The organism is Nonomuraea sp. NPDC005692 (assembly GCF_040631115.1).
In the GTDB taxonomy this organism is placed as follows: domain Bacteria; phylum Actinomycetota; class Actinomycetes; order Streptosporangiales; family Streptosporangiaceae; genus Nonomuraea.
This window is the reverse complement of record NZ_JBEXYU010000012.1, coordinates 1-23,298: the sequence shown is the minus strand read 5'-3', so window position 1 is coordinate 23,298 and position 23,298 is coordinate 1. Positions and strand designations below refer to the sequence as shown.

The following is a 23,298-nucleotide window of genomic DNA, read 5'->3' as shown; positions in this document are numbered from 1 at the left end:
GGTGCGGTGCCGGGGAGAACCGCATTCATGGGGATCGTCTCTCGCGGTTTCGCCGGAAAACACTTCCGGCGTCCGCGGCCGGAGCTGGCCGGGCGGGTGCCGCCGGGGCAGTACCTGGCCGAGGGATTCCCCGTGCTCACCGCGGGGGCGACGCAGCACGTCCGGACCGAGCGGTGGTCGTTCACCGTCAGGGGCGGTGCGGGCGAGCCCACCTGGACGTGGACGGACCTGCTGTCGCTGCCCGCCGAGCAGATCACCGTGGACATCCACTGCGTCACCCACTGGAGCAAGCTCGACACCACCTGGACGGGCGTGTCCCTCGACCGGCTGCTGACCGGCGCCGACCGGGCGGCCGGGTACGCCCTGGCCGTCAGCTACGGCGGCTACGCCACCAACCTGCCGGTCGAGGAGATCGTGGACGACAAGGCGTGGCTGGTCTACGCCTACGAGGGCGCGCCGATCCCGCCCGAGCACGGCGGCCCGGTACGGATGCTGGTGCCCGCCCACTACCTGTGGAAGAGCGCCAAGTGGATCCACGAGCTGTGGCTCATGGACGAGGACCGCCCCGGCTTCTGGGAGCGGTCCGGCTATCACAACTTCGGGGACCCATGGCGGGAACAGCGGTACTACGACGACTGACCTGGCAGCCGGCCACGATCGCCGAGGTCGTCCCGGAGGCCGACCAGACGCGTACGCTGCTGCTCGACGTGCCCGACTGGCCGGGACACCGCGCCGGTCAGCACGTCGACGTGCGGCTGACGGCCGACGACGGCTACCAGGCGACCCGGGCGTACTCGCTGGCCGGCGCGCCCGGCGAGCGGCCCGCGATCACCGTGGCCAGGGTGGCGGGGGGTGAGGTGTCGCCGTACCTGGTGGAGGTGGCCGAGGCCGGCGACCAGGTGGAGGTGCGCGGCCCGATCGGCGGCTACTTCGTGTGGGAGCCCATGCCGGAGCGGCGGCCGCTGCTGCTGGTCGCGGGCGGGTCCGGCGTGGTGCCGCTGCGCTCGATGCTGCGCCACCGCGCCCGGCTCGGCGACGGCACCCCGGTACGGCTCATCTACTCCGTACGCGACCCCGGCCAGGTGATCTACCGCGACGAGCTGGAGTCCGCCGGCGGCGAGGTGACCTTCGTCTACACCCGCTCGGCCCCCACCGACTGGCCCGAGCCCGTGGGCCGGGTGGACCGCTCGCAGCTGGTCCGGCTGGCCTGGCCGCCCGCCCACGAGCCGCTGGCCTACGTCTGCGGCCCGACCGCGTTCGTCGAGCACGTCGCCGCGATCCTCACCGCCCTGGGCTACCCGCCCACCGACATCCGCACCGAGCGGTACGGCTAGGAGAGACACCATGCAACAACCCGTGGACGGCAACGCCGCGGCAGGCCCGCTGGCCCAGTTCTTCGGCCGGGACATGACGGCGGCCCAGGGCGTCTGCGCGCAGTGCGGCATGAACGGCCCGCTCGGGGAGGCCACCGTGTACGGCCCCGCCCCCGGCACCGTGCTGCGCTGCCCGAACTGCGACAACGTGCTCATGACCCTCGTGGAGGCGCCGGGCCGGATGATGGCCGCGATGCCGGGACTCGGCCTGCTGGAGACGCCCGTGCAGGGAGGTGGCTGACCGTGGCCGTCGTCTCCAAGGGCTTCAAGGGGCGCGGCGGGCACGACGACCGCCTGCCGCCCGGCCAGTACCTCACGCCCGGCTTCCCCGTCCTGTCCGCGGGCCCGACGCCCAGCGTCGACACCGCCGGCTGGACGTTCACCCTGGTCACCGAGGCCGGCCGGGAACGCGTCTGGACCTGGGACGAGCTGCTCGACCTACCCCAGAGCGCCCCGCACACCGATCTCCACTGCGTCACCGGCTGGTCGAAGTTCGACACCGACTGGCAGGGCGTGTCGATCGACGTCCTGCTCGACGACGTGGACACGGGGGCGGAGTTCGCGCAGGCGTACTGCCACGGCGGATACACGACCAACCTGCCGCTCGCCGACCTGCGCGACGGCAAGGCGTGGATCGTCCACACCTTCGACGGCGACCCGCTGCCCGCCGAGCACGGCGGCCCGGCCCGGCTGCTGGTCCCGCACCTGTACCTCTGGAAGTCCGCCAAATGGGTCAAGGGCCTGCGGCTGCTCGACCGCGACCGGCCCGGCTTCTGGGAACGCGCCGGGTACCACAACTACGGCGACCCGTGGCGCGAGCAGCGCTACTGGAACAGCTGATCGTCCCCATAGACGGGGGACGCCTGCCGCGGGCCGCCCCGCAGCCGTTAGCGTTGGCGCATGCGCTCACGTCGTTCCGTGCTCTCCGTGCCGGGCAGCAACCCCCGCTTCCTGGAGAAGGCCCAGACCCTGCCCGCCGACGAGGTCTTCCTCGACCTCGAGGACTCCGTCGCGCCGCTGGCCAAGGACGAGGCCCGCAAGAACGTCGTGACCGCGCTGCGCGAGGGCGACTGGACCGGCAAGACCCGCGCGGTCAGGGTCAACGACCTGACCACGATGTGGACGTACCGGGACGTGATCGAGGTCGTGGAGGGCGCGGGGCAGTTCCTCGACTGCCTGATCCTGCCCAAGGTCCAGGACCCGACCGAGGTCGTCTGGCTCGACACCCTGCTGACCCAGATCGAGCGGTCGATGGGCTACGAGGTGGGCCGCATCGGCATCGAGGCCCAGATCGAGAACGCCCGCGGCCTGGTCAACGTCGACGCCATCGCCGGGTCGTCCAGGCGGCTGGAGGCCCTGGTGTTCGGGCCCGCCGACTTCATGGCCTCGATCAACATGCGCACCCTCGTGGTCGGCGAGCAGCCGCCCGGCTACGAGGAGGGCGACGCCTACCACTACATCCTCATGCGCCTGCTGATGGCCGCCAGGATGCACGACCTCCAGGTGATCGACGGCCCCTACCTCCAGATCAAGGACGTCGAGGGCTACCGCCGGATCGCCCGCCGGGCCGCCGCGCTCGGGTTCGACGGCAAGTGGGTGCTGCACCCCCTGCAGGTGGAGGCGGCCAACGAGGTGTTCTCGCCGAGCCAGGAGGACTACGACCACGCCGAGCTGATCCTGGAGGCGTACGAGCACTACACCACCGTGGAGCGGCGCGGCGCGGTCATGCTGGGCGACGAGATGATCGACGAGGCGTCCCGCAAGATGGCCCTCGTCGTGGCCGCCAAGGGCAGGGCGGCCGGGCTGTCCAGGACGAAGTCGTTCACACCTTGACGCCCACCGCGGTGAAGAACCACAACGACGAGGTCAGCCAGAGCCCGACCAGCGCCGTGAACGCCAGCCCGCCGAACACCGGCAGCGTCCAGCCCGGCGCGTCGCGCTTGGGCAGGGCGAGCATCTTCGCCGTGAACACGCCGTAGAAGAAGCAGCCGAGCAGCGAGTGGGCCAGCACGCGCGGCACGTCGAACTGCAGGCCCAGGGCGTACAGGCAGTGGAAGGCGACGGGGATCGTGAGGAGGAACGCCAGCCGCCCCGACCAGCGGTGGACGCCGTCCGGGAGCTCGATCCCCAGCCTTCCCCACATCGACAGCGCCGAGACCACCTGGACGATCGCCAGCGCGAACGCCCCGGTCGTCAGCCACGCCTTCATCGGCAGCGCGCCGGAGAACCCGGCCGGGCCGACCGCGAACCCCGTGGGCGTGTGCGCCCGGCCGTACACGCCGAGTCCCAGCGCCACCAGGCCGCCGGCCAGCAGCGGGATCAGGAGCACGGCGGCCGTCCGGTGCGACGGCCGGTGGATGGCGGTCATTGCATCTCCTCGATGAAGCCGTCCACGTCCTTCGGAAGGACCGTGGCGCCGGCGACGGTCACGGGGGTGGTGGGCCGCCCGGCGTCCAGGCCGGGGATCTCCACCTGGTCCTGGCCCAGGAACGCGGCGCCGACCTGGTCGTAGCCGCCGCCGGGGCGCGGGACGCGGATCCAGCCGGCCCGCAACTTCGCGCCCCTGACCTGCGCGGTCGCCCGGTACAGCCCGGACGGCCGGACCACGGCGGGCGCGGTGAAGCTCCACCGCCCGCCGTCGACGGACAGGCTGCCCCTGGCGCGTCCGCCGCCGAGCGTGGCGGTCAGCCGGGCCGTGCCCGGGCCCTTCAGCACGGCCTTCCCGCCGGCCTCGCCACCCTTGAACCAGGCTTCCGACCTGCCGTCGCAGAAGTAGCCGACGGCCTTGCCGTCGCGGACGGAGATCGCTATCAGGCCGCCGTTGCCCTTGACGTACCCGCCGTAGTCGGCCTTGGGGATCTTCGCGGCCTCCGTGGGTGCGGGCGACACGGACGGCGACACGGACGGCGACACGGACGGCGACACGGACGGCGACACGGACGGCGACACGGACGGCGACACGGAAAGCGACGCGGACGGCGCGGCGGCGGCCTCGGTCGGTGACCCCGCCGCCGCCGTGTCGGCCGGTGTCGCGGTGACGCTGGCGACGCCCAGCCCCGCGGCCAGGACCGCGCCCGCCGCCAGGGTGATGAAAGGTCCCAGCCTTGACATGGACTGCTCCCAAAGTCGGAAGGGTCGAAATGCCGTACGACTCCGAGCATCCGCCCAAAGGGGTGGGCCGTCTGTGAACTAATGCTCACCCGGCAGACAGAATGTATGGATGCAGGAGAACCCTGGACCGAATCCGCCGTATGGCAGTCAGCCGCCTGGGCCGCCCGTCTATCCTTATGGGCCGCCGCCCGTGCCGCAGCAGCGGTCCTGGTTCCTGCCCACCCCGCAAGGGGTGCGTTACGACCATCTCGCCCGCACTCCGGCGAACGAGCCGTGGCGGGCCGTCGTCGGCACGATCGTCGTCGGCGTCGGGTTCTTCGTCATCGGCACCGGCGTGCTGCTCGTGGGCAAGGCCGCCGAGCTGATCCTCGGCCTGCCCGTGCCGACCGACCCCGGGCAGATCTTCGGCGATCCGGTGTTCGGGCTGGTGATGGTGCTGCTGTCGATCGCGGCCGTGCTGCCGCTCGTCTTCGGCACCGCCGCGCTCGTCCAGCGCCGCAGGCCCGGCACGCTGTCGTCGGTCGCCGGACGGCTGCGCTGGACGTGGTTGCTGCGCTGCCTCGGCCTGGCCGCGCTGGCGCTGGTGCTGGGCCAGATCGCGCAGGTCACGGCCCTGTCGTTGTCCGGGGAGGGGTACTCCGACCTGTTCGGCTGGGTCGGCTGGGGGCGGTTCCTGCCCGCTCTCGTGGTGATCGTGCTGCTGGTGCCGTTCCAGGCGGCGACCGAGGAGTACATCTTCCGCGGCTGGTTCATCCAGGCGGTCGGCGTGCACGTGCGCAATCCGGTGTGGGCGATCCTCATCGGGTCCCTGCTGTTCGCGTCGCTGCACGGCTACTCGTGGGTGGGGCTGCTCGATGTGTTCGCCTTCGGCGCGGTGATGGGCTGGCTGGCCGTACGGACCGGGGGGCTGGAGGCGCCGATCGCGTTGCACGTGATGAACAACATGCTGGCCTTCGGGCTCAGCGCGGCCTCGGGCAGCCTGGAGGACGCGCTGGACCAGGGCAAGACACCCATCCCGTGGCAGGCGCTGTCGGGAACGGTGGTGCAGCTCGGGGTGTACGCGATTGGTGTGTTCTATATATCCAAAAAGCGGGCAATTAGTGACATTTCTGGATAAATCAGGCGAGAGGTGCGGGAAATCTCGCTAGAGAGGTCTCGCCAATCCGGCTCAGGCATGCTGGTCTGGTTCCTGTGGGACAGGCGAGGGTGTCACGGAGGTGATCGTTTTGGTGGGACGGGGTAGAAAATAGGCGCATAAGGTGGGACGGGATTTGTGGAACGGTCCGTAAGAAACGGCCCGTTCGCTCACCGTTTCCCCGCGCAACCCGGTTGACCAGGTCCGATTCGACGGGTTCCACCTGTACGACGAGTTCGACTAGGAGGTGCGGCGCGTGGCCTCCGGCCCCAGCGATCCGCCACGGCGACCGCCGGACGACGACGACCCGCGTCCTGAGGACGCCGCGGAACCCCCCTCTCCCGAGCACCCCGGAACCTCATCAGGGCAGCCCGGGACCTCCTCCGAGCAGCCCAGGACCTCCTCCGAGCAGGCCGGGGCCTCTTCCGGGGAGCCCAGGATCCGCCACTCCCCGCCCGGGCCCACCGACGACCGGGCCCGGGGCTTACCCTTGACCTCCCCTTGGGGCATGCCGCCGTTCGCGTCCCCGATCCCGGAGGAATCGCCGCAGGAGCCGCCCAAGGGGCGCAGACCGTACAGCTCGCCGACGGCCGAGCCCGAGGTCGAGCCGCGCCGCCGCCCCCGGCGCATCGTCAACCGCCCGGACAAACTCGTCGCCGGCGGCCCGCCCCGCCAGGAGCCGCCCGCAGCGCCCCCGCCCGCAGCGCCCCCGCCCGCAGCGCCCCCGCCTGCCGCACCCCCGCCCGCCGGGCCCTCGGCCCGGCCCGCCGACGGCGCCCAGGAGGGCACGGCAGCCGCGGGGCCCTACCGCGAGCCGCCCTACCACCTGCCGCTCCCCGCCGACGAGGCCCCCAGCTCCGCCACACAACCCCCGCCCCCACAGCCCGAACCCCCCGGCCCCCAGGCCCCCGGACCGCACGACCCCGAGTCCCGCGATCCCGAGTCCCGCGATCCCGAGTCCCGCGATGCCGCCTCCGGCGATCCCGGGTTCCGGGCCGCCGAGCCGGAGGGGGCCGGTGAGGAGGACACCGAGGTCAGGCGGGTCGGCCGCCCGCCCGGCGGGCGTCCCACCAGACCGGACCTGCTGGTCGCCACGGGCCCGCCGCGCCCCGGCGGCGCCGGCGGCAGGCACCACAGAGGCCCGGCCCCGGCCGCCGTACGCAGGTCCAGCCCCGTGCACCGGGGCAGCAGGGCCGCCCCCATCGCCCTCACCATGGCCCTGGCGCTCCTGGTGGCCACGGGGGTGCTCGTATGGCGCTGGAGCGACACCGACACCACCGGACTGCGCCTGGAGGCCGGTACCGGCCGTTCGGGGGACGACCTGTTCACCGTCCCGGCCGCCGGCGTCGGCACCAACCAGAAGCTCAACGACATCGTCGCCGTCGGCCGCGCGGTGGTCGCGGTGGGCAGCGACACCACCAGCCCGACCCCGCGGCCGCTCTTCCTGTTCTCGCCCGACGCCGGCAAGCACTGGCAGCTCGGCCAGGTGAGCGGCGCCTCCACGCCCATCGTCCAGCGCGTGGTCGGCGGCGACGGGCGCTGGCTGGCCAGCGGCGGCGACGGCCCGTCCGGCGAGCGCGGCCTGTGGACCAGCGTCGACGGCTTCAGCTGGACGACCGTCGACGCGACCGGCATGGCCGCGTTCCGGCCCGGCGACCAGATCTACGACATCGCCAGGACGGCCTCCGGCTTCGTCGCCGTCGGCGCCACGCCGGGGGAGGGCGGCCCCGGCCCGGCGGCCTGGCGCTCGTCCGACGGCCGGCTCTGGGAGCGCGTGGAGACCAGGGGGCTGGACGTCCAGGAGATCAGGGCGGTCGTCGCCCAGGGCGACACGGTCGTGGCCGTCGGCCGCCCGGTCGAGGGGAGCGGCTCGCGGGTGCTGCGCTCGTCCGACGGCGGACGCGGCTGGCAGGCGACCGGCTTCCAGCTCCCCGAGGCCGAGCCGCGTACGGGCACGGTGGCCGTGCTGCCCAAACGGTTCGTCCTGGTGCCGACCAGGCAGCGTACGGTCGACGGCGACGTACGCGTCTACTGCTCGCCCACCGGCGCCCAGTGGTCGCAGTGCGGTTCCATCGGCGGTCTGAGCGGCGAGAGCCCCGGGGTGGAGTCGCTGGTCTCCTACCGGTCCGGCGTGGCCGCGATCAGCCAGGCCACCTTGGGCAAGTACACGGTCCTGACCAGCGCCGACGGCCGTGGCTGGGCCAAGCGGGCCGACCTCGGCGACCTGTCGGGCGCCACGCTGCGCGGGTTCACGATCTCCGACGGCGGCACCCTGTTCGCCGGCGGCGACCAGGCCGCCTCCGACGTCGACAACCAGCTCGTGCTGATGACCGCGCCGCCGCGCGGCGCCGCCGCCCGCGTCCAGCTCGGCCAGGTCGAGGGCCTGACCAGGGTCTCGCGCGAGACCACCCGCCTCGCGGCCGCCGGCGGCCGGTACGTCGCGGTCGGCGCCGCCTCCGGCGACGCCGGCCTGTGGACGATCAGCAACTGGCAGCGCTGGAAGTCGATGAGCCTCGGCGGCCCCGGCAGGCAGATCCTGGAGGACGTCGCCCACGGCGGACGCGGCTGGCTGGCGGCCGGCAGCACCCAGACGAACCTGGCCGTCACCGACCCCCTGCTCGTCACCTCCGACGACGGCGAGAACTGGCGGCGCGTGCCGGTCTCCGGCGACCTGGCCCGCGACCGCGACCGGCCCTACCTGGACACCCACGCCGTCGCGGCGGGCAAGAAGGGGTACGTGCTGGCCGGCGAGACCCACGACCAGGCGGGCTCGGTGGCCGCCGCCATGTGGTTCACGCCCGACCTGCGCAAGTACACCCGGTCCAGGAAGCTGCCCCAGGGCGGCTCGGGCGTACGCGTCCACGACGTGATCGCGACCCAGGGCGGCTACGTCGCGGTCGGCGGGGCGGGGGCCGCCGACCGGGAGAACAGCGTGGTCTGGTTCTCCGACGACGGCGTGAACTGGAGCGCCCGCAAGCGGGTCACCCCGCCGGACGCCACGTCGGCCGGGCTGCGGCAGGTCACGACGTACCACGACAAGCTGGTCGCCATCGGTACGGCCGTCACGGACGGCTCGCGCCGCGCCTTCTCCGCCGTGTCCGACGACGACGGCGAGAGCTGGACGACGGCCTGGCTGCCCGCGGACCAGGCGGCGGCCGTGCACGACCTGGCCGCGGGCGACCAGGGCCTGGTGGCGGTCGGCTGGCACGGCGTCCCCGGCGAGGGCGACAGCGCGGCCTGGGTCTCCCAGGACGGCCTGTCGTGGAACCGCATGGCCCTGACCAGGGACCGGCTCTCCGGCCTCGGCATGCAGGCCCTGACGGCCGTGGCGATCAGCGGCACGGAGGTGGTGGCGCTCGGCAGATCCACGACGTACGACACCGACCACCTGATCCTGTGGACCTCCAGCCTCACCGCCAACCGGTGAGCACGCCCCACTCGGTCAGGCAGCCGAGCAGCCCCTCGGTGAGCGGGAGGAGCGCCAGCTCACCGGGGCCGCACCAGCGCACGTCGGCGGCGTCGTCCCCGGCCACGGGCACGCCGCCGGCGGAGGTCGCCAGGTAGTCGCGGATCACGTACGTGACGCCGCCCGGCCCGGGACGCTCCACCGTGCCGGCCAGGCGGCCCACCTCGACGCGCAGCCCGGTCTCCTCCATGACCTCGCGGCGCACGCCGTCCGCGTCGGTCTCGCCGGGCTCCAGCCGGCCGCCCGGGAGCGACCACAGGCCCATCCCCGGCGGGCGGCCACGCCGGACGAGAAGAAGCTGGTCAGAGGCGTCGAAAATGATCGCGCCGACACAATTTACGCGCACATGACCAAGATTACGACGGGATAACGGGTCCCGGTCTTGACGCGACCGTGCCGGAGGAAGCACCGTGGGTAGCTGTGAGAGCGGCTCCTACCTGCCCAAGGTGCTTCGGCCCGCTTCACGGGTCGAGCGCCCTGTCCAGTGCGTTCCATTGCGACACGCACGGCGACGTCCTGCCGTACCAGCCTCCGAGACCGCCTACGGGCGAATCGCTGGAGGCCATGCGGAAACGCTCGGTGGTGCCCGTGTGGCTGCCCTGGCCATTGCCGCCCGGCTGGACGGTGACCGGGTTCGGCGAGGTCGGCGACGACCGTACCGGCTCGCGGGCCAGCGTGGTCGCGCTCAGCGGGCCCTCGCCGATCGAGGGGCCGGCCGACCTGCTGGTCATCGCCGAGGAACCCGGCGTCGGGCTCGGCGCGACGTTCGCGGGGCTCGACGGGCCCGACCCCGGCGAGGGGTTCGACTCGGGGCCGCCCAACGCGAAGATCGAGGTGCTGGGGCACCCCACGGCGATGTGGTGCCTGGCCGGCATCGACGACCGGGCCGTCTACGCCGGTGAGGCGCTCGGCAACTGGTTGTGGACCATCGCCTGGCCCGCTGAGGCCGGCTGCATGATCGCGCTGGCCGAGCTGTCCCTCCAGGACGCCCGCGACCGCGAGTTCGAGGTGCCGTTCGGCGGGTTCTCGCCGCTGCTGGAAGACTGAGGGCCTGGAAATCCGGCGCCTGGAGGATCGGGCGCGGGGCTGAGCACAGGATCGCCTCCCCCGGGCGGCCGGTTGGGGGAGCGGTGTCCGGGGTCAGGTTCTTCGTCGAGGCGTTCGTGACGATGTTCGTGATCATGGACCCGCCGGGCGTCATCCCGCTCTTCCTCGCCTACACCTTCGGCCGCACCCCCGCCGAGCGCAGGCGCATCGCCTGGCAGGCCGCGGTGACGGCGTTCTGCCTGGTGGTGGTGTTCGCGGTGTTCGGGCGGGCCATCCTGTCGTACCTGCACGTCGAGGTGCCCGCCATGCAGATCGCGGGCGGCCTGCTGCTCCTGCTGGTGGCCCTGGAACTGCTGCGCGGCGCGGCCGAGCCGCGCACCGACACCGTACGCTCGAACGTCAACGTCGCCCTGGTCCCGCTCGGCACGCCGCTGCTGGCCGGGCCCGGCGCGATCGTGGCGACCATCGTCTTCGCCCAGCAGGCCGAGGGACGCGCCGACGGGCTGGCCGCGCTGATGCTGGCCATCGCGGCCGTGCACATCCTGCTGTGGCTGTTCATGCGCTTCTCGGTCAGCATCATCCGCGTCATCAAGGAGAACGGCGTGGAGCTGGTCACCAGGATCGCCGGCCTGCTGCTCTCGGCACTCGCCGTGCAACTCATCATCAACGCGATTCGCGCTCTCATGCAGACGGGCTAAAGTTCGGAAGCGTGACAGCGCGTATCGAGCGAGTGGTGACCGAGGGCGTCGTCGACATCGACGGCACCGAGCACAAGGTCGAGAACAACACCTGGATCATCGGTGACGACGACGAAGTCATCGTCATCGACGCGGCGCGTGACGCCGGGAAGATCCTCGAGCAGGTGGGCGAGCGTGAGGTGCTGGCCGTCATCTGCACCGCGGGCCTGCCCGACCACGTCGGCGCGGCCATCGAGGTGGCCAGCAGAGACGAGGCGGTCGTCGCCCTGCACCCCAAGGACAAGCCGCTGTGGCGGGAGACCTGGCGGGAGACCTGGCCCGACATCGACATGGAGGACGACGGCGTCTTCGGCGTCGCCGACGTCCAGCTCGACGTCATGGAGACGCCCGGCGTCTCGCCCGGCGGGATCTCGCTCTACTGCGAGGCGCTGGGCGCCGTCTTCACCGGCAAGGCCCTGCAGGCCGACGGGCCGGGCAAGCTCGGCGGCGAGTACCCGGCGCTGGCCGACCAGCTCACCTCGATCGGCGGCCGGCTGTTCACGCTCCCCGCCGACACGCGGGTGCTGGCCAACCACGGTGACGAGGTCACCGTCGGCGACCTCGAGCCGCACTTCGACGACTGGGTGTCGGGCTCGCTGACCCGCGACCCGGCCGCCGCCCGCGACGACGAGGGCCCGCTGACCGACGGCACCAGGATCTCCGGCATCAAGCTCGGCCCCGGCGACGAGTAGGTGTACGACCAGCTTCCGCTGGACGGGATGCCGCGGCGGCTCTACGCGTGCACGCCGTCGCGGTTGAACACCTGGCTCGACTGCCGCCGCCGCTACCGGTTCACCTACCTGGACCGGCCACAGCCCTCCAAGGGGCCCGCCTGGGCGCACAACAGCGTCGGCGCCAGCGTGCACAACGCGCTGGCGGCGTGGTGGCGTGAGCCGTACGAGCGGCGCACGCCGCTGACGGCCGCCGTCCTGCTCACGAACGGGTGGATCACCGAGGGGTTCAGGGACGCCGAGCAGTCGGCCGAGTGGCTGGGGCGGGCCCGCGACCTCGTGTCCGGATATGTCACGACGTTAGATCCCGCTGACGATCTGGTCGGCGTCGAGCGCACGGTCGCCACGCGTACCAAGGTGGTCGCGCTGTCCGGGCGCATCGACCGGCTCGACCGGCGCGGCGACGAGCTGGTCGTGGTCGACTACAAGACCGGCCGCCGCCCGCTGACCCAGGACGACGCCCGCTCGTCCCTCGCCCTGGCCACGTACGCCATCGCGGCCTCCACGATGATGCGCACGCCGTGCCGGGCGGTCGAGCTGCACCACCTGCCCACCGGCGAGATCGTCGAGTGGCGCCACACCGACGAGTCGCTGGGCCGGCACCTGCGCCGGGCCGAGGAGATCGCCGTCGAGGCCGCCACCGCCGACGACCGCTACCGCGCCGTGATGGGCGCCCCCACCTCGACCAAGCGCGCCGCGCCGGGCCGGGGGGCGGGCGAGCGTCCCGTCGTGGGTCCGGCCCAGGTTCCCGCCGAGCTCGACACGGTGTTCGCCGCCAGTCCCGGCCCGCTCTGCTCGTGGTGCGACTTCCGCCGCCACTGTCCGGAGGGCCAGGCCGCCGGCTCCGACCGCAACCCCTGGGACGGCCTGGCCGACTGATCCCCGGCGAAGCGGTCAGGCGGCCCGCGCCGGCCAGCGACGGGGGTCGGTCAGGCCCTTGAGCCCCTTGCCCACGTCGTAGCCGGCCGCGCCGAGCCGGGCCCGCGCGCCCGCCAGCATCGCCCGCGTCGACGGCATGAACGCCCGGTCGTGCACCGGCTCGGGCAGCGCGTTCATGCCCAGCCGGAACGCCCTCAGCGCCGCGGTGACCGTCGCCGGGGGCACCTCGGGCAGCACGCCGTACATGCGGCGGGCCCACTCCGGCAGCGTGTAGTAGCAGAGCGCGCCGAAGGGGAAGTAGGCCGGTTTGCCCGGCGACAACATGCGCAGCTCGCGCGGCAGCCGGGGCCACAGCAGGAACCGCACGGTCGCCGCCGCCTCCTCGGTCACCCGCAGAGCGGGCCGGGCCTGCTTGAAGTAGGCGTCCATCTCGGCGCACGAGCCCGGCACGTCTTCGGGGTGCAGCCCGACGTAGGAGGCGCTCCTGCGCTGCTCACGCAGGTAGCGGTCGGCCTGCCGCTCGTTCAGCCCGAGCCCGCCGCGCCTGGCCACCTCCAGGTACGACGACACCTCCGCGCAGTGGACCCACAGCAGCAGCTCCGGATCGTCCACCCGGTGCGTGCGCCCGGTCCGCGGATCGGTGATGCGCAGCGCCTTGTGGATGCCGCGCACCCGCCTGCCGATCTCGTCGGCCTCCGCCGGGCTGCCGAACGTCACCCGGCCCACGAAGTCGGCGGTGCGGCGCAGGCGGCCGAAGGGGTCGTCCTGGAAGGTGGAGTTCTGCCAGACGCCGAGCATGGCCAGCGGGTGCAGCGCCTGCAACATCAGGCCGCGTACGCCGCCCACCCACATCGAACGGTCGAGGTGCACCTGCCAGGTCGCGCTCCGCGGCGCCTGGACGACGAGTTCGTCCGTCATAGTAAGTGAATGATTACATGGCATTGGACCTTGTGTCCAAATAGTGCTTCTCGGCCGCGTTCCAGAACCTGACCAGCGCGGCGGCCGTCGTCTCCGGCGCCTCGACGGCGGGGGAGTGGACCGCGCCGGGCACGACCACGCAGTCGGCGCCGAGCCGGGCGGCCGTCTCCGACTGGGTCTCCGGTGACCAGCCGTCGTCGTGCTCGCCGTAGAGGACCAGGGTGGGGATCTCGATCTGGCGCAGCTCGTCGGTGCGGTCGTGGGCGTGCAGGACCTGCTCGGCCATGCGGGCCAGGCCGGTGGGGGAGTTGGTCAGCAGCCGCTTGCGCAGGAACGCCATGATCTCGTCGGAGACGTCGGCGGCCAGCGCCTCGGGCTCCATCCGGTGGTGCCAGAGGTGTTCGAGCCCCAGCGCCGGGATCTCCTCCATGATCTCCCGGCCGTTGCGCGCCCGCCGGCCCTCGATGGCCGCCGGGCCCGAGCTCATCAGCGTGAACGAGGCGAACCGGGTGCGCCCGTCGATCACCGCCTCACGCCCGACCAGTCCGCCGAAGGAATGGCCCACCAGGTGCACGGGGTCGCCGCCGCCGATGGCCTGGGCCAGCAGATCGACGTCGGCCCCGAGGGCGGCGCAGGTGTAGGCGGCGGGGTCGTCGGGGCCCGGCGTCTCGTACTGGCCGCGCAGGTCGACGGCCACCACCCGGCGGCCGGACTGGGCCAGGGTCATCAGGACCGCGATGAAGTCCTCCTTGCTGCCGGTCAGGCCGGGGACCAGGAGGGCGGGCCAGCGCTCGACCACGCCGCTGCCCGGAAGCGCCTCCAGAGCCGCGAACGCGCCATGGGGCGTTTCGAGCTTCTGCGGCGTCACACCGGGTGGCAGGTCGAGGAATCGCGGCGTACTCACGTGGGGCAACAATACCCAGAGGTCAGCGCCTCGACACCGGCAAAGCTTCGACGCTGGGGCGAGTTGTGGGGAGTTGTGAGCTTTGCGGCTTTCGCGCTTCCGAGGTGGGTGGGCGACGTCCTCGTCCCCAGTGGCTCGTGGCGCGCCCTGAGGCGGCCTCTCGGCTCCCGTGGTGCCGGGTGGGCGCATGTGTCGGCCGGCGCGTCCGCGAGGCCCTGAGGGGCGCGTACGGCTCCCTCCCGGCGCTGGAACCGTACGGACGAAAGGCGCTGGAGTCGTACGGACGAAAAAGGCGCGCACCCCGTGAACGGGGTGCGCGCCTTGTTCCGTTGTCGCTAGCCCGCGCGACGGCGGTTGCCGCCGCCGCCACCGCCACGGGACTGGCGGCGCTGCTGCTTGCGCTCGGTCGCCGCGGACGGCGCGATGTCATCGTCGTCCGTGGCCAGGTCGGGCGACTGGAAGATCACCGCGAACGGGCTCGGCGGGATGATCCGCTCCGGCTCCTGGCGGACCGGCGGCGGAGGCGTGGCCAGGAAGCTCGGCTCCGGCACGGACTTCACCACCGGCTCGGGCGCGACCTCGGCCGCACGGCTCCGGACCGGCTCCGCGGGAGCGGCCTCGGCCGGACGGTTCCGCGCGGGCGCCTCGGCGGTCTCCTCGCGCGGACGTGTGTCCGCGGCCTGGGGCTGGTCGGCCTTGCGGGAGCGGGTCCGCTTCACCGGGGTCTCCGGTGTCTCGGCCAGCGCCTGCTCGATGGCCGACGACGCGGCCCCCCTGCTGCGGACGCGCGTGCGCTTCGGCTCGGCGGCCGCCGTCTGGACCTCGTCGGGCGTGAAGATGGCGGGAGTCTCCTCCGTCTTGGCGGCCACGATCTCGACCTCCGGCGTCTCGGCGGGTGCGGTTTCGGCCAGTTCCCTGCCGCCGCGGGTGCGGCGACGCTGGCGCTGGGCGCGGGCCGGGCGTTCCTCGCGCTCTTCACGTTCCTCGCGCCGGCGGTTGCCGCCGCGGGTGCGGGCCCGGCCGGTCTCACCGAGGTCCTCGATGCGCTCCGCGGACAGCCCGGCACGCGAACGGCTCGCGTGCGGCAGCACGCCCTTGGTGCCGGCGGGGATGTTCAGCTCGGTGTAGACGTGCGGCGAGGTGGAGTAGGTCTCCTCAGGCTCGGCGAAGTCGAGCCCGAGCATCTGGTTGATCATCTTCCAGCGGGTCAGCTCCTCCCACTCCACGAACGTGACCGAGATGCCCGTGCGCCCGGCCCGGCCGGTACGGCCGATGCGGTGCACATAGGTCTTGTCGTCGGAGGGGCAGTCGTAGTTGACCACGTGGGTGACGTCGTCGATGTCGATGCCGCGGGCCGCCACGTCGGTGGCCACCAGCACGTCGATCTTGCCCGCCCGGAAGGCCCGCAGCGCCTGCTCGCGCTGGCCCTGACCGAGGTCGCCGTGGACGGCCGCGACCGCGAAACCACGCGTGTCGAGCTGCTCGGCGACCATGTCGCAGGCTCGCTTGGTCTCGCAGAAGACCATGGTGAGCCCGCGGCCCTCGGCCTGGAGCAGCCGGGCGACGATCTCGATCTTGTCCATCCGGTGGGCGCGCCAGACGATCTGACGCACCTGCGGGGTGGTCTCGCCCTCGCCGCTCTCCATCTCCGCGCGTACGTGGGTGGGACGGTTGAGGTATTTGCGGGACAGCGTGACGATCTCGCCCGGCATCGTGGCCGAGAACAACATCGTCTGCCGCTCCGCGGGGATCAGCTTGAAGATCCGCTCGATGTCGGGCAGGAAGCCCAGGTCCATCATCCGGTCGGCCTCGTCGAGCACGAGGGACGTGACCTGGCTGAGGTCGAGGTGCTTCTGCTTGACCAGGTCGAGCAGGCGGCCCGGGGTGCCGACGATGACGTCGACCCCGGCCTTGAGCGCCTCGATCTGCGGCTCGTACGCCCGGCCGCCGTAGACGGTCAGGACTCGGGAGCCGAGCTTGCCGGCCGCGGTGACCAGGTCTTCACTGACCTGGACGGCCAGCTCGCGGGTCGGCACGACGACCAGCCCGCGGGGCTTCTTGCGGTTCTTGCGCGGCTTGCCGATGCTCTGGAGCATCGCGATGCCGAACGCGTAGGTCTTGCCCGTGCCCGTGCGCGCCTGGCCGATGAGGTCCTGGCCGCTCAGGGCGAGCGGGAGCGCCATCTCCTGGATGGGGAACGGTGTGACGATACCCTCGGTCTCGAGGGCATCGGCGATTTCTGGTGTGACTCCGAGGTCTCGGAAAGTCGTCAGCGTGGCCTGCCTCAGTCTCAAATGAAGGCGGGCCTGCCGGGACCAACGGGCGGAAAACAGCCCCCGTTACGTGGGTCCTCGCGGTAGAGCCAGCCCTCTCGCGTCATCAGCGACCGCGCACCCGGGGAATCGGGGGTTATCGGGGGAATCCCCCGAACTAACACAGTGCGGTCGCACTTTCACAGAGCAGTGTACTCGATACCACAACGCTGGCCGAGCTCGCTTATGTTCCCGCATATTTCGGGAAGTACGCTGCCTCCATGAACGAGTCTCCTGGAGTCGTCGACCTGCTCGGAGTTCTAGCTTACGCCGAGCTCAGCGCGTACGCCCGGATGACCGAGGACGCCGCCACCCTGGCGCCCTCGCTCGCCGACCGCGCCGCGCTCAGCGAGCTGGCCGTGGCCGAGTACGCCCACTTCCGCCTGCTGCGCGACCGCCTGGCCGAGCTGGGGGCAGATCCGGAGGAGGCGATGGCGCCGTTCGTGGCGGCCCTGGACGCCTGGCACGCCCAGACCCGGCCGGCCGACTGGCTGCAGGCCCTGGTCAAGACGTACGTGGGGGACGGCATCGCGCTCGACTTCTACCGGGAGGCCGCCCGCCACCTGGAGCCGTCGATCGTCAAGCTGGTGGACGAGGTGCTGGTGGACGAGGCGCGCTCGCAGTTCGCCGTCGAGCGGGTCAGGGCCGGGATCGAGGCCGATCCGACGGCGGGCGGACGGCTGGCGCTGTGGGCCCGGCGGCTCGTCGGCGAGGCGCTCAGCCAGGGACAGCAGGTGGCGACGGCCCGGCCGGAGCTGGCGTTGCTGCTGGTGGAGTCGGCCAGGGCGGCGGGTGGCGAGACGCCCGACATCTCACGCCTCTTCGCAACGCTCACGGAGGCCCACAACAAGCGGATGGCCACCCTCGGCATCTGACTCTCGGCCGCGTCTGCCAGGTGTTGAAGCAGACCGGTCTGGTTGTGGGGCGGCGCGGGGGTACGAAACGGTTGTACCGTCCCAGGCATGAGGGCCTCGCGCCGCTACGGCAGTTCCTTGACGAGATGTGGGCCGAATCGCTGGACTTCGCGCGTCGTGTTGCGGAGGGGAAGCGCGGGGTGCCCGACGAGCGAGCCGAGACGGGATCACGCCGAACAGCACCGCCACCATGTCCGGGGCTGCCGCCTCGGACGACCGAGCGGCCGTGGGGCATGTGGCCCGTGAGGGCTGCGGCGCAGGTCGTGTGATGCCTGCGAGCAAGGCGATCCTTGAGGCAGATGGTGCTGCAGTGACTCCTGTGGCCTGTGAGGCGTACGCGCGTGGTCCGTGCCCGCGGGGCTGGTGAGGGTACGGCTGGTTGTGGCCGTACCCTCGTTGTTCCGCCTGTGGGGTGGTTAGAGGGTGCCGCCGAAGCCGACCGGCCTGGCCTCGTCCTCACCGATCTCGACGAAACCGAGCGAGGCCACCGGCACGACCACGCGCCGGCCCTTGACGTCGGTGATGGCGAAGACGCCGCGATCGACCGACAGCGCGTTCCTGATCTCCTCTTCGACCTGCTCGGCGGAGAGGTCGGTCTCGACAACGAGTTCGCGGTGTACCGAGCGTACGCCGATCTTGACTTCCATCGTGGCTCCCTAGTCGACTGGGTTAGCGCTCGGTTCCATCGTCGCCGCTCGAAGGCCCGCAGGCGGTGAATGATCGCGCCCAGCGAACGGGTTATGCCGTACGCGGAAAACCGCTGATCCCGCGCCAGGCGAGCCGCGCCATGAGCTGCTCGGCCGCGTCCTTGGGGATCGAGCCCTGCGCGGTGACCCAGTAGCGGGCGCTCACCTCGGCCATGCCGACCAGGCCGACGCCGAGCAGGTGGGCCTCGTCGCTGGTGCAGCCGGTGTCCTCCTGGATGACCGCGCTGACCATCTCGGCGCACTCCTGCAGGGACCGCTCCACCCGCTGGCGCACGGGCGCGACGTTGCGCAGGTCGGACTCGAAGACCAGCCGGAACGCCTCCCCCTGCGTGGAGACGAAGTCGAAGAACGCGCTGAACGTGGCCTGCACCCGCAGCTTGTTCTCGTGGGTGGAGGCCAGGGCCTCGCGGCAGCGGTTGACCATGTCGTCGACGTGCAGGTCGAGCAGCGCGAGGTAGAGCTCCAGCTTGCCGGGGAAGTGCTGGTAGAGCACCGGCTTGCTGACCCCGGCCCGATCGGCGATCTCGTCCATGGCGGCCGCGTGGTAGCCGTTCTCCACGAACACTTCCTGCGCGGCGCTCAGCAGTTGCCGGCGTCGGGCCAGTCGGGGCAGCCGGGTGCCCCGGGGCTTCGCGTCCGGGGTTGCGGTCACGCGGGTCTCCATTGGTCTCTCAGCGAACTGTGCCGACATCCTACGTGCGGGTAGCCGACACCTCGGCGGTCATCGTCATACGCGCTCGGTCTGGCGGGCGGCCCGTGCTCAGCGGTAGTCGTCGTCGTCGTAGTCCACGACGCGGTCCTGGTCGGCCGCGTCGGCGGGGTCGGCGTCGAGCGGAAGCTCGCGGCGCGCCCCCTCGGTGTCCTGGCGCAGCTCACGGTGCTGCTCGGCGGCGTCGGCCTCGGGCGTCTCCGGCGACAACTCCTCTTCCTCCTCCTCGTCGTAGACGCTTTCGTCCCCGCGGGTGTCCATTTCCGACATCTTCGGTCCCCCTCTTGGTGTGGACGGGTCCAGACTACGCCCGGCCGAAAAGGTCGCCGTGCTTCTCCACTCTGGCGAGTACGTCAGGGGCGGTGAACACCAGGTCCTCGGGGTGTTCACAGTCCTCGACCTCCTTCCACAGCAGCGGCGTCGAGACCGTCGGCCGCTCCCTGGCCCGCAGCGAGTACGGCGCCACGGTGGTCTTGGCCGGGTTGTTCTGGCTCCAGTCGATGAACACCTTGCCCGGCCTGGCCTTCTTGGCCATGACGCTGACGATCTCTTTGGGGTGCTCCTTCTCCAGGACCTGGGCCAGCCTCTTGGCGTACGCGGAGGGCTCCTCGCGGCAGTCCCAGTCGGCGTAGAGCTGCATGCCCTTGTTGCCGCTGGTCTTGGGCCTGGCGTCGAGCCCCTCGCCCTTCAGCACCTCGCGTAGCGTGAGCGCCACCCGGCAGCACTCCACGATGGTCGCCGGCGCGCCCGGGTCCAGGTCGAACACGAGCGTGTCGGGCGGCAGCGCGGCGCCGTCCTCGTCCACGCGCCACTGAGGCACGTGCAGCTCCAGCGCGGCCAGGTTGGCGTAGTAGGCGAGCGTCGGCAGGTCCTCGATGACGGCGAAGTCGATGCTCTCGCGGTTCTTGGTGCTGCCGGGGGCGGGCAGGTTGACCTTCCTGACCCAGTCGGGCGTGTGCTCGGGCGCGTTCTTCTCGAAGAAGAACTGGCCGGTGACGCCGTTGGGGTACCGCTTGACGGTCAGGGGCCGGCCGGCGAGGTGCGGCAGCAGGACGGGGGCCACGCGGCTGTAGTAGTCGATGACCTCGGCCTTGGTGAAGCCGATCTCGGGGTAGAGCACCTTGTCCAGGTTGCTCAGCGTCAGCTCGCGCCCGTCGACCCTGACCGGCACCTTCTTCACAGCGTCACCTCCGCGGGGAGCTTGTCGGCGCGCAGCCCGCGCCACACCGGATGTCTCAGCCGCAGCTCGTCGGTCCACATCGTGTAGCCCACCTCCCCGACGAGATCGGGCCTAACCCACCGATTCCTCCACGGGACCGCGTTCGTGAACGGGCTGCGCGGGATCTCCAGGGGCTGGAGCGCCTGGTGGAGGTCGTCCAGGATGGCGTCGGTGAACCCGGTTCCCACGTGGCCGACGTACGTCAGCCCTTCACCGGTGAAGACGCCCATGACGAGCGAGCCGATCCCGCCGGCTCTGCGGCCCTTGCCGGGTTTCCAGCCGCCGATCACGACGTCCCTCGTGCTGAGGTGCTTGACCTTGATCCACCATGGCGAGCGCACGCCCGGCCGGTAGGGGGAGTCGAGGCGCTTGGCCACCACCCCCTCCAGGCCCTGCTCCCGCGTGGCGGCGAGCAGGTCGGAGTCCCCGGGGAAGTACGGGGGGGCGCCGACGTCCAGCTCGTCGAGGAGCGCGCGGCGGTCGCGGTAGGCCAGGTCGAACAGCGGCCTGCCGTCCAGGCAGAGCAGGTCGAAGGGCATGTACGTGACGGGGTAGAGCTCCAGCACGGCCGGTTCCGGGTCGGTCAGGTGCATACGGTGCTGGAGCCGGACGAAACTGGGCCTGCCGCGCCGGTCCAGCGCCACGACCTCGCCGTCGAGCACGGCGTTCTTGACCCCGAATCCCGATATTTCGGGGTATCGCCGGGTGTACTCCACGCCGTGCCGTCCCGTCACCCTCAGGACGCCGTCGAGGTGCACGAGCGCGCGGATGCCGTCCCACTTGACCTCCAGGCCGTACCGGTCGCGATCGGAGGGTAGTTCCCCAGGTACGGCCAGCATTGGTTCAATCGGGTATGGCATTGGTTGCCCCATGACGGGTATGTGCCCATATGGTGAGCCCGCTACTGCTGAGGAGTGCCCATGCGCAGCATCTGGAAAGGTGCGATCTCCTTCGGGCTGGTCACCATCCCCGTGAAGCTCTACTCGGCGACCGAGCAGAAAGACGTCAGCTTCCACCAGGTCCACCGGGACGACGGCGGCAGGATCCGCTACAAGCGCGTATGTACGGTCGACGGCGAGGAGGTCCCGTACGCGGACATCGCCAAGGGGTACGAGCTGGCCACGGGCGAGATGGTGGTGCTCACCGACGAGGACTTCGAGGATCTGCCGCTGAGCACGTCGCGCAGGATCGACGTCCTGCAGTTCACCCCGGCTGCGCAGATCGACCCCATTTACTTCGCCAAGTCGTATTACCTGGAGCCCGACGCGCAGGGCGCGAAGCCGTACGTGCTGTTGCGTGACGCCCTGGAGAGCTCGGGACAGGTGGCCGTGGTCAAGGTGGCGTTGCGGCAGCGGGAGTCGCTGGCCACCCTGCGCGTACGGGACGGGGTGTTCGTCCTGGAGACCATGTTGTGGCCGGACGAGATCCGCGCCCCCGACTTCGAGTTCCTGGAGGAGGACATCGAGGTCCGGGCGCAGGAGCTCAAGATGGCCGAGTCGCTGATCACCACCATGGAGTCGGACTTCGACCCGAGCGAGTACCACGACACGTACCGCGAGGCGTTGCAGCAGGTGATCGAGGCGAAGGTGGCGGGCAAGGAGGTCGTGGCGGCGCCGGAGGAGGAAGAGGCGGGGCCGGCGGTGGACCTCATGGCCGCCCTGCGCGCCAGCGTCGAGGCCGCGAAGCGGGAGCGGACCGGCGAACCGGCCAAACCGAAGAAGGCGGCGGGCGGCGGCAAGTCCGCCAAGGCGTCGAAGGAGGCCGAGGAGGCCAAGGAGGAGGAGAAGGCCCCGCCGAAGCGCAAGGCACGCAAGTCCGCTTAACCGATCCGTTCCCCCGCCATCCTGGCGCAGGTCGCGGCCTGTCGAGCACGGCCGATTCCCCGTCCTGCCGGACTGCCGCGCATGCCCGTTTCCTCGTCCTGGCCGCAGGCGCGCGGGGCCCGCCGTCGACGTCGAGGACGGTCGCTCTCCTGACGGGCCCGGGTGCCGCCCTCGTCACCGGCCTGCCCGCCGCCATCATGTTGACGACCCTCTGGACGCCGCGAAGGGCCGTGCGACGGCTTCACGTCGATGGCCACCGATGCCCAGCGCCCCAGGTCGCGGGCGCCCCTTCCCCTTCCCCGACACCAACGGCGGCGTTGCGGCGACGCAGGGGCGCCGCCTGCCCGCATGGCCGCAGCGGTGCGGCTGATCGCCGGTGCCGCGACCGAACCGCCGGTGACCAGGACGACTCTGCCGCTCGACAGCTGCTGCTCGGGTTCGTGGACGCCCTTGTCTCCCTGCGCCGGCCTCAGCGGTGGGCTGGCGGCTGGTGAGAGGCGAGGGCGGCGGTGGCACGGCGGTCGCGCCGTAGCGAGAAGAGCACGACATGCGGACCCACGCGACGGCAAGGGGAACGCGGCGAAAGGGCGGCGACGGCGAGGGCGGCCGTGGCGAGGCGGATCGACCAGGATTCGCGTCTGGGACGAGCCTCCCACCTGGCGAGAGGCCCGCCCGGGGTGGATGTGGAAGGTGTCGCTCGGGTGGGACGGGGCGCGAGAAGCCCTGGCCAGGACGGGGCGGTATGAAGGCACACGAGCCGTCGTAACCGGACAGGCACGCCCAGAGCGGGTGGAGCTGGGACGAGGCCGCGTAGTAAAGGCGCGCGCAGGGCGGGCGGTGTGTAGGCGCGGGCTGTCGGAGACGAGAGGCGCCCTCGGAATGAAGGTGCGACTTGGAGGACGGGCTGGCCCGTGTGTAGGCGCCTGGGGAGTGCGGAGATGCGGCTGGGGTGGCTGGCGCGGTGTGGAGGCGTGCGCGGAGTGGGGTGGTGAGGGCCGTGCGCGGGAGCGCGGTGGTGTGGGCCGCGTGCGCGGAGTGGGGTGGTGTGGGGCGTGCGCGCAGGGTGGGGTGGTGTGGGGAGTGCGCAGCGCGGACGGTGTGGAGGCGCGGGCGTGATGAGGGGCCCGCTCGTAGGCGGCCTCGCCTCTGCCGAGCAGGCGGGTGTGGGGGACCACGGCCTCGCGCAGGGCGTCGATCTCGTACGCGAGCTGCGCCGGGTCAGACATCCCTGGACGTTTGTTGTCAAGCAGCGAGGTCGTTTGATCGGTGCGACCAGGCGGTTGCCTGGTCGTAGGGGCTGTGGGTTTTGAGGC

General features: G+C 71.8%; 24 protein-coding genes. 13 read left to right on the top strand and 11 right to left on the bottom strand.

Going from position 1 to position 23,298, the window contains the following annotated elements; all coding sequences use genetic code 11:
* Window positions 1-27: 27 nt before the first annotated feature.
* Genes ABZ459_RS24605 through ABZ459_RS24585 form a run of 5 tightly spaced genes read left to right on the top strand, consistent with a single transcriptional unit; the run spans window position 28 to window position 3,206 of the window.
* Window positions 28-639, top strand: coding sequence for a molybdopterin-dependent oxidoreductase (locus ABZ459_RS24605; RefSeq protein ID WP_357974302.1), 612 nt, complete (start codon window positions 28-30; stop codon window positions 637-639).
* Window positions 609-1,334, top strand: coding sequence for a ferredoxin reductase (locus tag ABZ459_RS24600; protein ID WP_357974299.1), 726 nt, complete (start codon window positions 609-611; stop codon window positions 1,332-1,334). Before ABZ459_RS24605 ends, ABZ459_RS24600 begins: the two co-directional genes overlap by 31 nt.
* A 10-nt stretch (window positions 1,335-1,344) precedes the next feature.
* Window positions 1,345-1,614 (top strand): DUF6510 family protein, encoded by a 270-nt coding sequence (locus tag ABZ459_RS24595; RefSeq protein WP_352319227.1) that lies wholly within the window; start codon window positions 1,345-1,347, stop codon window positions 1,612-1,614.
* 2 nt (window positions 1,615-1,616) lie between these two features.
* The gene (locus ABZ459_RS24590) at window positions 1,617-2,213 is read left to right on the top strand and encodes a sulfite oxidase-like oxidoreductase (RefSeq protein ID WP_357974296.1); all 597 of its coding nucleotides are present in this window, start codon (window positions 1,617-1,619) and stop codon (window positions 2,211-2,213) included.
* A gap of 60 nt (window positions 2,214-2,273) precedes the next feature.
* Window positions 2,274-3,206 carry a CoA ester lyase gene (locus ABZ459_RS24585; protein ID WP_357974293.1) on the top strand — a complete coding sequence of 311 codons (933 nt, stop codon included), beginning with the start codon at window positions 2,274-2,276 and terminating at the stop codon, window positions 3,204-3,206.
* On the opposite strand, the gene ABZ459_RS24580 is transcribed toward ABZ459_RS24585, so the two are convergent.
* Both ABZ459_RS24580 and ABZ459_RS24575 read right to left on the bottom strand, forming a co-directional pair.
* Window positions 3,196-3,741: a DUF6529 family protein gene (locus ABZ459_RS24580; RefSeq protein WP_357974290.1), complete on the bottom strand. Its 546-nt coding sequence runs from the start codon at window positions 3,739-3,741 to the stop codon at window positions 3,196-3,198. The two genes, ABZ459_RS24585 and ABZ459_RS24580, sit on opposite strands and share 11 nt — an antisense overlap.
* Entirely contained in the window at window positions 3,738-4,484 is a 747-nt protein-coding gene (locus ABZ459_RS24575) for a hypothetical protein (protein WP_357974287.1), read from the bottom strand. The genes ABZ459_RS24580 and ABZ459_RS24575 overlap by 4 nt, the downstream gene beginning before the upstream one ends.
* Window positions 4,485-4,674: 190 nt before the next feature.
* On the opposite strand from ABZ459_RS24575, the gene ABZ459_RS24570 reads away from it, so the two are divergent.
* Together ABZ459_RS24570 and ABZ459_RS24565 are read left to right on the top strand one after the other, a co-directional pair.
* Window positions 4,675-5,601, top strand: coding sequence for a CPBP family intramembrane glutamic endopeptidase (locus tag ABZ459_RS24570; protein WP_357974284.1), 927 nt, complete (start codon window positions 4,675-4,677; stop codon window positions 5,599-5,601).
* 526 nt (window positions 5,602-6,127) lie between these two features.
* Window positions 6,128-9,046, top strand: coding sequence for a hypothetical protein (locus ABZ459_RS24565; RefSeq protein ID WP_357974281.1), 2,919 nt, complete (start codon window positions 6,128-6,130; stop codon window positions 9,044-9,046).
* Here ABZ459_RS24565 and ABZ459_RS24560 read toward each other — a convergent pair.
* On the bottom strand, window positions 9,030-9,431 hold the full coding sequence (locus tag ABZ459_RS24560; RefSeq protein ID WP_357974278.1) for an NUDIX hydrolase: 402 nt from the start codon (window positions 9,429-9,431) through the stop codon (window positions 9,030-9,032). The two genes, ABZ459_RS24565 and ABZ459_RS24560, sit on opposite strands and share 17 nt — an antisense overlap.
* Window positions 9,432-9,478: 47 nt before the next feature.
* Between ABZ459_RS24560 and ABZ459_RS24555 the strand changes: the two genes are divergently transcribed.
* The 4 genes from ABZ459_RS24555 (at window position 9,479) to ABZ459_RS24540 (ending at window position 12,479) form a co-directional block, all read left to right on the top strand.
* Window positions 9,479-10,132, top strand: coding sequence for a DUF6758 family protein (locus ABZ459_RS24555; protein WP_357974275.1), 654 nt, complete (start codon window positions 9,479-9,481; stop codon window positions 10,130-10,132).
* An 83-nt stretch (window positions 10,133-10,215) separates the two neighbouring features.
* Complete coding sequence (locus ABZ459_RS24550; protein WP_357704315.1) at window positions 10,216-10,830, top strand: MarC family protein; 615 nt, start codon at window positions 10,216-10,218, stop codon at window positions 10,828-10,830.
* Between the two features lie 11 nt (window positions 10,831-10,841).
* Complete coding sequence (locus ABZ459_RS24545; RefSeq protein ID WP_357974272.1) at window positions 10,842-11,561, top strand: MBL fold metallo-hydrolase; 720 nt, start codon at window positions 10,842-10,844, stop codon at window positions 11,559-11,561.
* Window positions 11,562-12,479 (top strand): PD-(D/E)XK nuclease family protein, encoded by a 918-nt coding sequence (locus tag ABZ459_RS24540; protein WP_357974269.1) that lies wholly within the window; start codon window positions 11,562-11,564, stop codon window positions 12,477-12,479.
* Between the two features lie 15 nt (window positions 12,480-12,494).
* Here the strand turns inward: ABZ459_RS24540 and ABZ459_RS24535 are convergent, their stop codons facing one another.
* From ABZ459_RS24535 to ABZ459_RS24525, 3 genes are all read right to left on the bottom strand, one after another.
* Window positions 12,495-13,397 carry an oxygenase MpaB family protein gene (locus ABZ459_RS24535; protein WP_357974266.1) on the bottom strand — a complete coding sequence of 301 codons (903 nt, stop codon included), beginning with the start codon at window positions 13,395-13,397 and terminating at the stop codon, window positions 12,495-12,497.
* Between the two features lie 13 nt (window positions 13,398-13,410).
* The gene (locus ABZ459_RS24530; RefSeq protein ID WP_357974263.1) at window positions 13,411-14,301 is read right to left on the bottom strand and encodes an alpha/beta hydrolase; all 891 of its coding nucleotides are present in this window, start codon (window positions 14,299-14,301) and stop codon (window positions 13,411-13,413) included.
* Between the two features lie 335 nt (window positions 14,302-14,636).
* Entirely contained in the window at window positions 14,637-16,484 is a 1,848-nt protein-coding gene (locus ABZ459_RS24525) for a DEAD/DEAH box helicase (RefSeq protein ID WP_357974260.1), read from the bottom strand.
* A gap of 350 nt (window positions 16,485-16,834) precedes the next feature.
* On the opposite strand from ABZ459_RS24525, the gene ABZ459_RS24520 reads away from it, so the two are divergent.
* Window positions 16,835-17,488 (top strand): ferritin-like fold-containing protein, encoded by a 654-nt coding sequence (locus ABZ459_RS24520; RefSeq protein WP_357974257.1) that lies wholly within the window; start codon window positions 16,835-16,837, stop codon window positions 17,486-17,488.
* 455 nt (window positions 17,489-17,943) lie between these two features.
* On the opposite strand, the gene ABZ459_RS24515 is transcribed toward ABZ459_RS24520, so the two are convergent.
* The 5 genes from ABZ459_RS24515 to ligD (ABZ459_RS24495) form a co-directional block, all read right to left on the bottom strand.
* Window positions 17,944-18,174, bottom strand: a complete 231-nt coding sequence (locus ABZ459_RS24515) for a DUF3107 domain-containing protein (RefSeq protein WP_352319257.1) — start codon at window positions 18,172-18,174, stop codon at window positions 17,944-17,946.
* 91 nt (window positions 18,175-18,265) lie between these two features.
* The gene (locus ABZ459_RS24510) at window positions 18,266-18,886 is read right to left on the bottom strand and encodes a TetR/AcrR family transcriptional regulator (protein ID WP_352319259.1); all 621 of its coding nucleotides are present in this window, start codon (window positions 18,884-18,886) and stop codon (window positions 18,266-18,268) included.
* A 108-nt stretch (window positions 18,887-18,994) separates the two neighbouring features.
* On the bottom strand, window positions 18,995-19,204 hold the full coding sequence (locus ABZ459_RS24505) for a hypothetical protein (RefSeq protein ID WP_357974254.1): 210 nt from the start codon (window positions 19,202-19,204) through the stop codon (window positions 18,995-18,997).
* Window positions 19,205-19,247: 43 nt separating this feature from the next.
* Window positions 19,248-20,123 (bottom strand): non-homologous end-joining DNA ligase, encoded by an 876-nt coding sequence (gene ligD, locus ABZ459_RS24500; RefSeq protein ID WP_357974251.1) that lies wholly within the window; start codon window positions 20,121-20,123, stop codon window positions 19,248-19,250.
* The gene (ligD, locus tag ABZ459_RS24495) at window positions 20,120-21,001 is read right to left on the bottom strand and encodes a non-homologous end-joining DNA ligase (protein ID WP_357974248.1); all 882 of its coding nucleotides are present in this window, start codon (window positions 20,999-21,001) and stop codon (window positions 20,120-20,122) included. Before ligD (ABZ459_RS24495) ends, ligD (ABZ459_RS24500) begins: the two co-directional genes overlap by 4 nt.
* 81 nt (window positions 21,002-21,082) lie before the next feature.
* On the opposite strand from ligD (ABZ459_RS24495), the gene ABZ459_RS24490 reads away from it, so the two are divergent.
* Window positions 21,083-21,985: a Ku protein gene (locus ABZ459_RS24490; protein WP_357974245.1), complete on the top strand. Its 903-nt coding sequence runs from the start codon at window positions 21,083-21,085 to the stop codon at window positions 21,983-21,985.
* Window positions 21,986-23,298: the final 1,313 nt, after the last annotated feature.

Bases quoted from the DNA above. Each gene is read 5' to 3' on its own strand.
- ABZ459_RS24580 (WP_357974290.1), bottom strand. From the start codon at position 3,741: ATGACCGCCATCCACCGGCCGTCGCACCGGACGGCCGCCGTGCTCCTG.
- ABZ459_RS24525 (WP_357974260.1), bottom strand. From the start codon at position 16,484: ATGGCGCTCCCGCTCGCCCTGAGCGGCCAGGACCTCATCGGCCAGGCG.
- ABZ459_RS24515 (WP_352319257.1), bottom strand. From the start codon at position 18,174: ATGGAAGTCAAGATCGGCGTACGCTCGGTACACCGCGAACTCGTTGTC.
- ABZ459_RS24490 (WP_357974245.1), top strand. From the start codon at position 21,083: ATGCGCAGCATCTGGAAAGGTGCGATCTCCTTCGGGCTGGTCACCATC.
- ABZ459_RS24505 (WP_357974254.1), bottom strand. From the start codon at position 19,204: ATGGACACCCGCGGGGACGAAAGCGTCTACGACGAGGAGGAGGAAGAG.
- ABZ459_RS24535 (WP_357974266.1), bottom strand. From the start codon at position 13,397: ATGACGGACGAACTCGTCGTCCAGGCGCCGCGGAGCGCGACCTGGCAG.
- ABZ459_RS24595 (WP_352319227.1), top strand. From the start codon at position 1,345: ATGCAACAACCCGTGGACGGCAACGCCGCGGCAGGCCCGCTGGCCCAG.
- ABZ459_RS24600 (WP_357974299.1), top strand. From the start codon at position 609: ATGGCGGGAACAGCGGTACTACGACGACTGACCTGGCAGCCGGCCACG.
- ABZ459_RS24585 (WP_357974293.1), top strand. From the start codon at position 2,274: ATGCGCTCACGTCGTTCCGTGCTCTCCGTGCCGGGCAGCAACCCCCGC.
- ABZ459_RS24520 (WP_357974257.1), top strand. From the start codon at position 16,835: ATGAACGAGTCTCCTGGAGTCGTCGACCTGCTCGGAGTTCTAGCTTAC.
- ABZ459_RS24565 (WP_357974281.1), top strand. From the start codon at position 6,128: ATGCCGCCGTTCGCGTCCCCGATCCCGGAGGAATCGCCGCAGGAGCCG.
- ABZ459_RS24575 (WP_357974287.1), bottom strand. From the start codon at position 4,484: ATGTCAAGGCTGGGACCTTTCATCACCCTGGCGGCGGGCGCGGTCCTG.
- ABZ459_RS24605 (WP_357974302.1), top strand. From the start codon at position 28: ATGGGGATCGTCTCTCGCGGTTTCGCCGGAAAACACTTCCGGCGTCCG.
- ligD (WP_357974248.1), bottom strand. From the start codon at position 21,001: ATGCTGGCCGTACCTGGGGAACTACCCTCCGATCGCGACCGGTACGGC.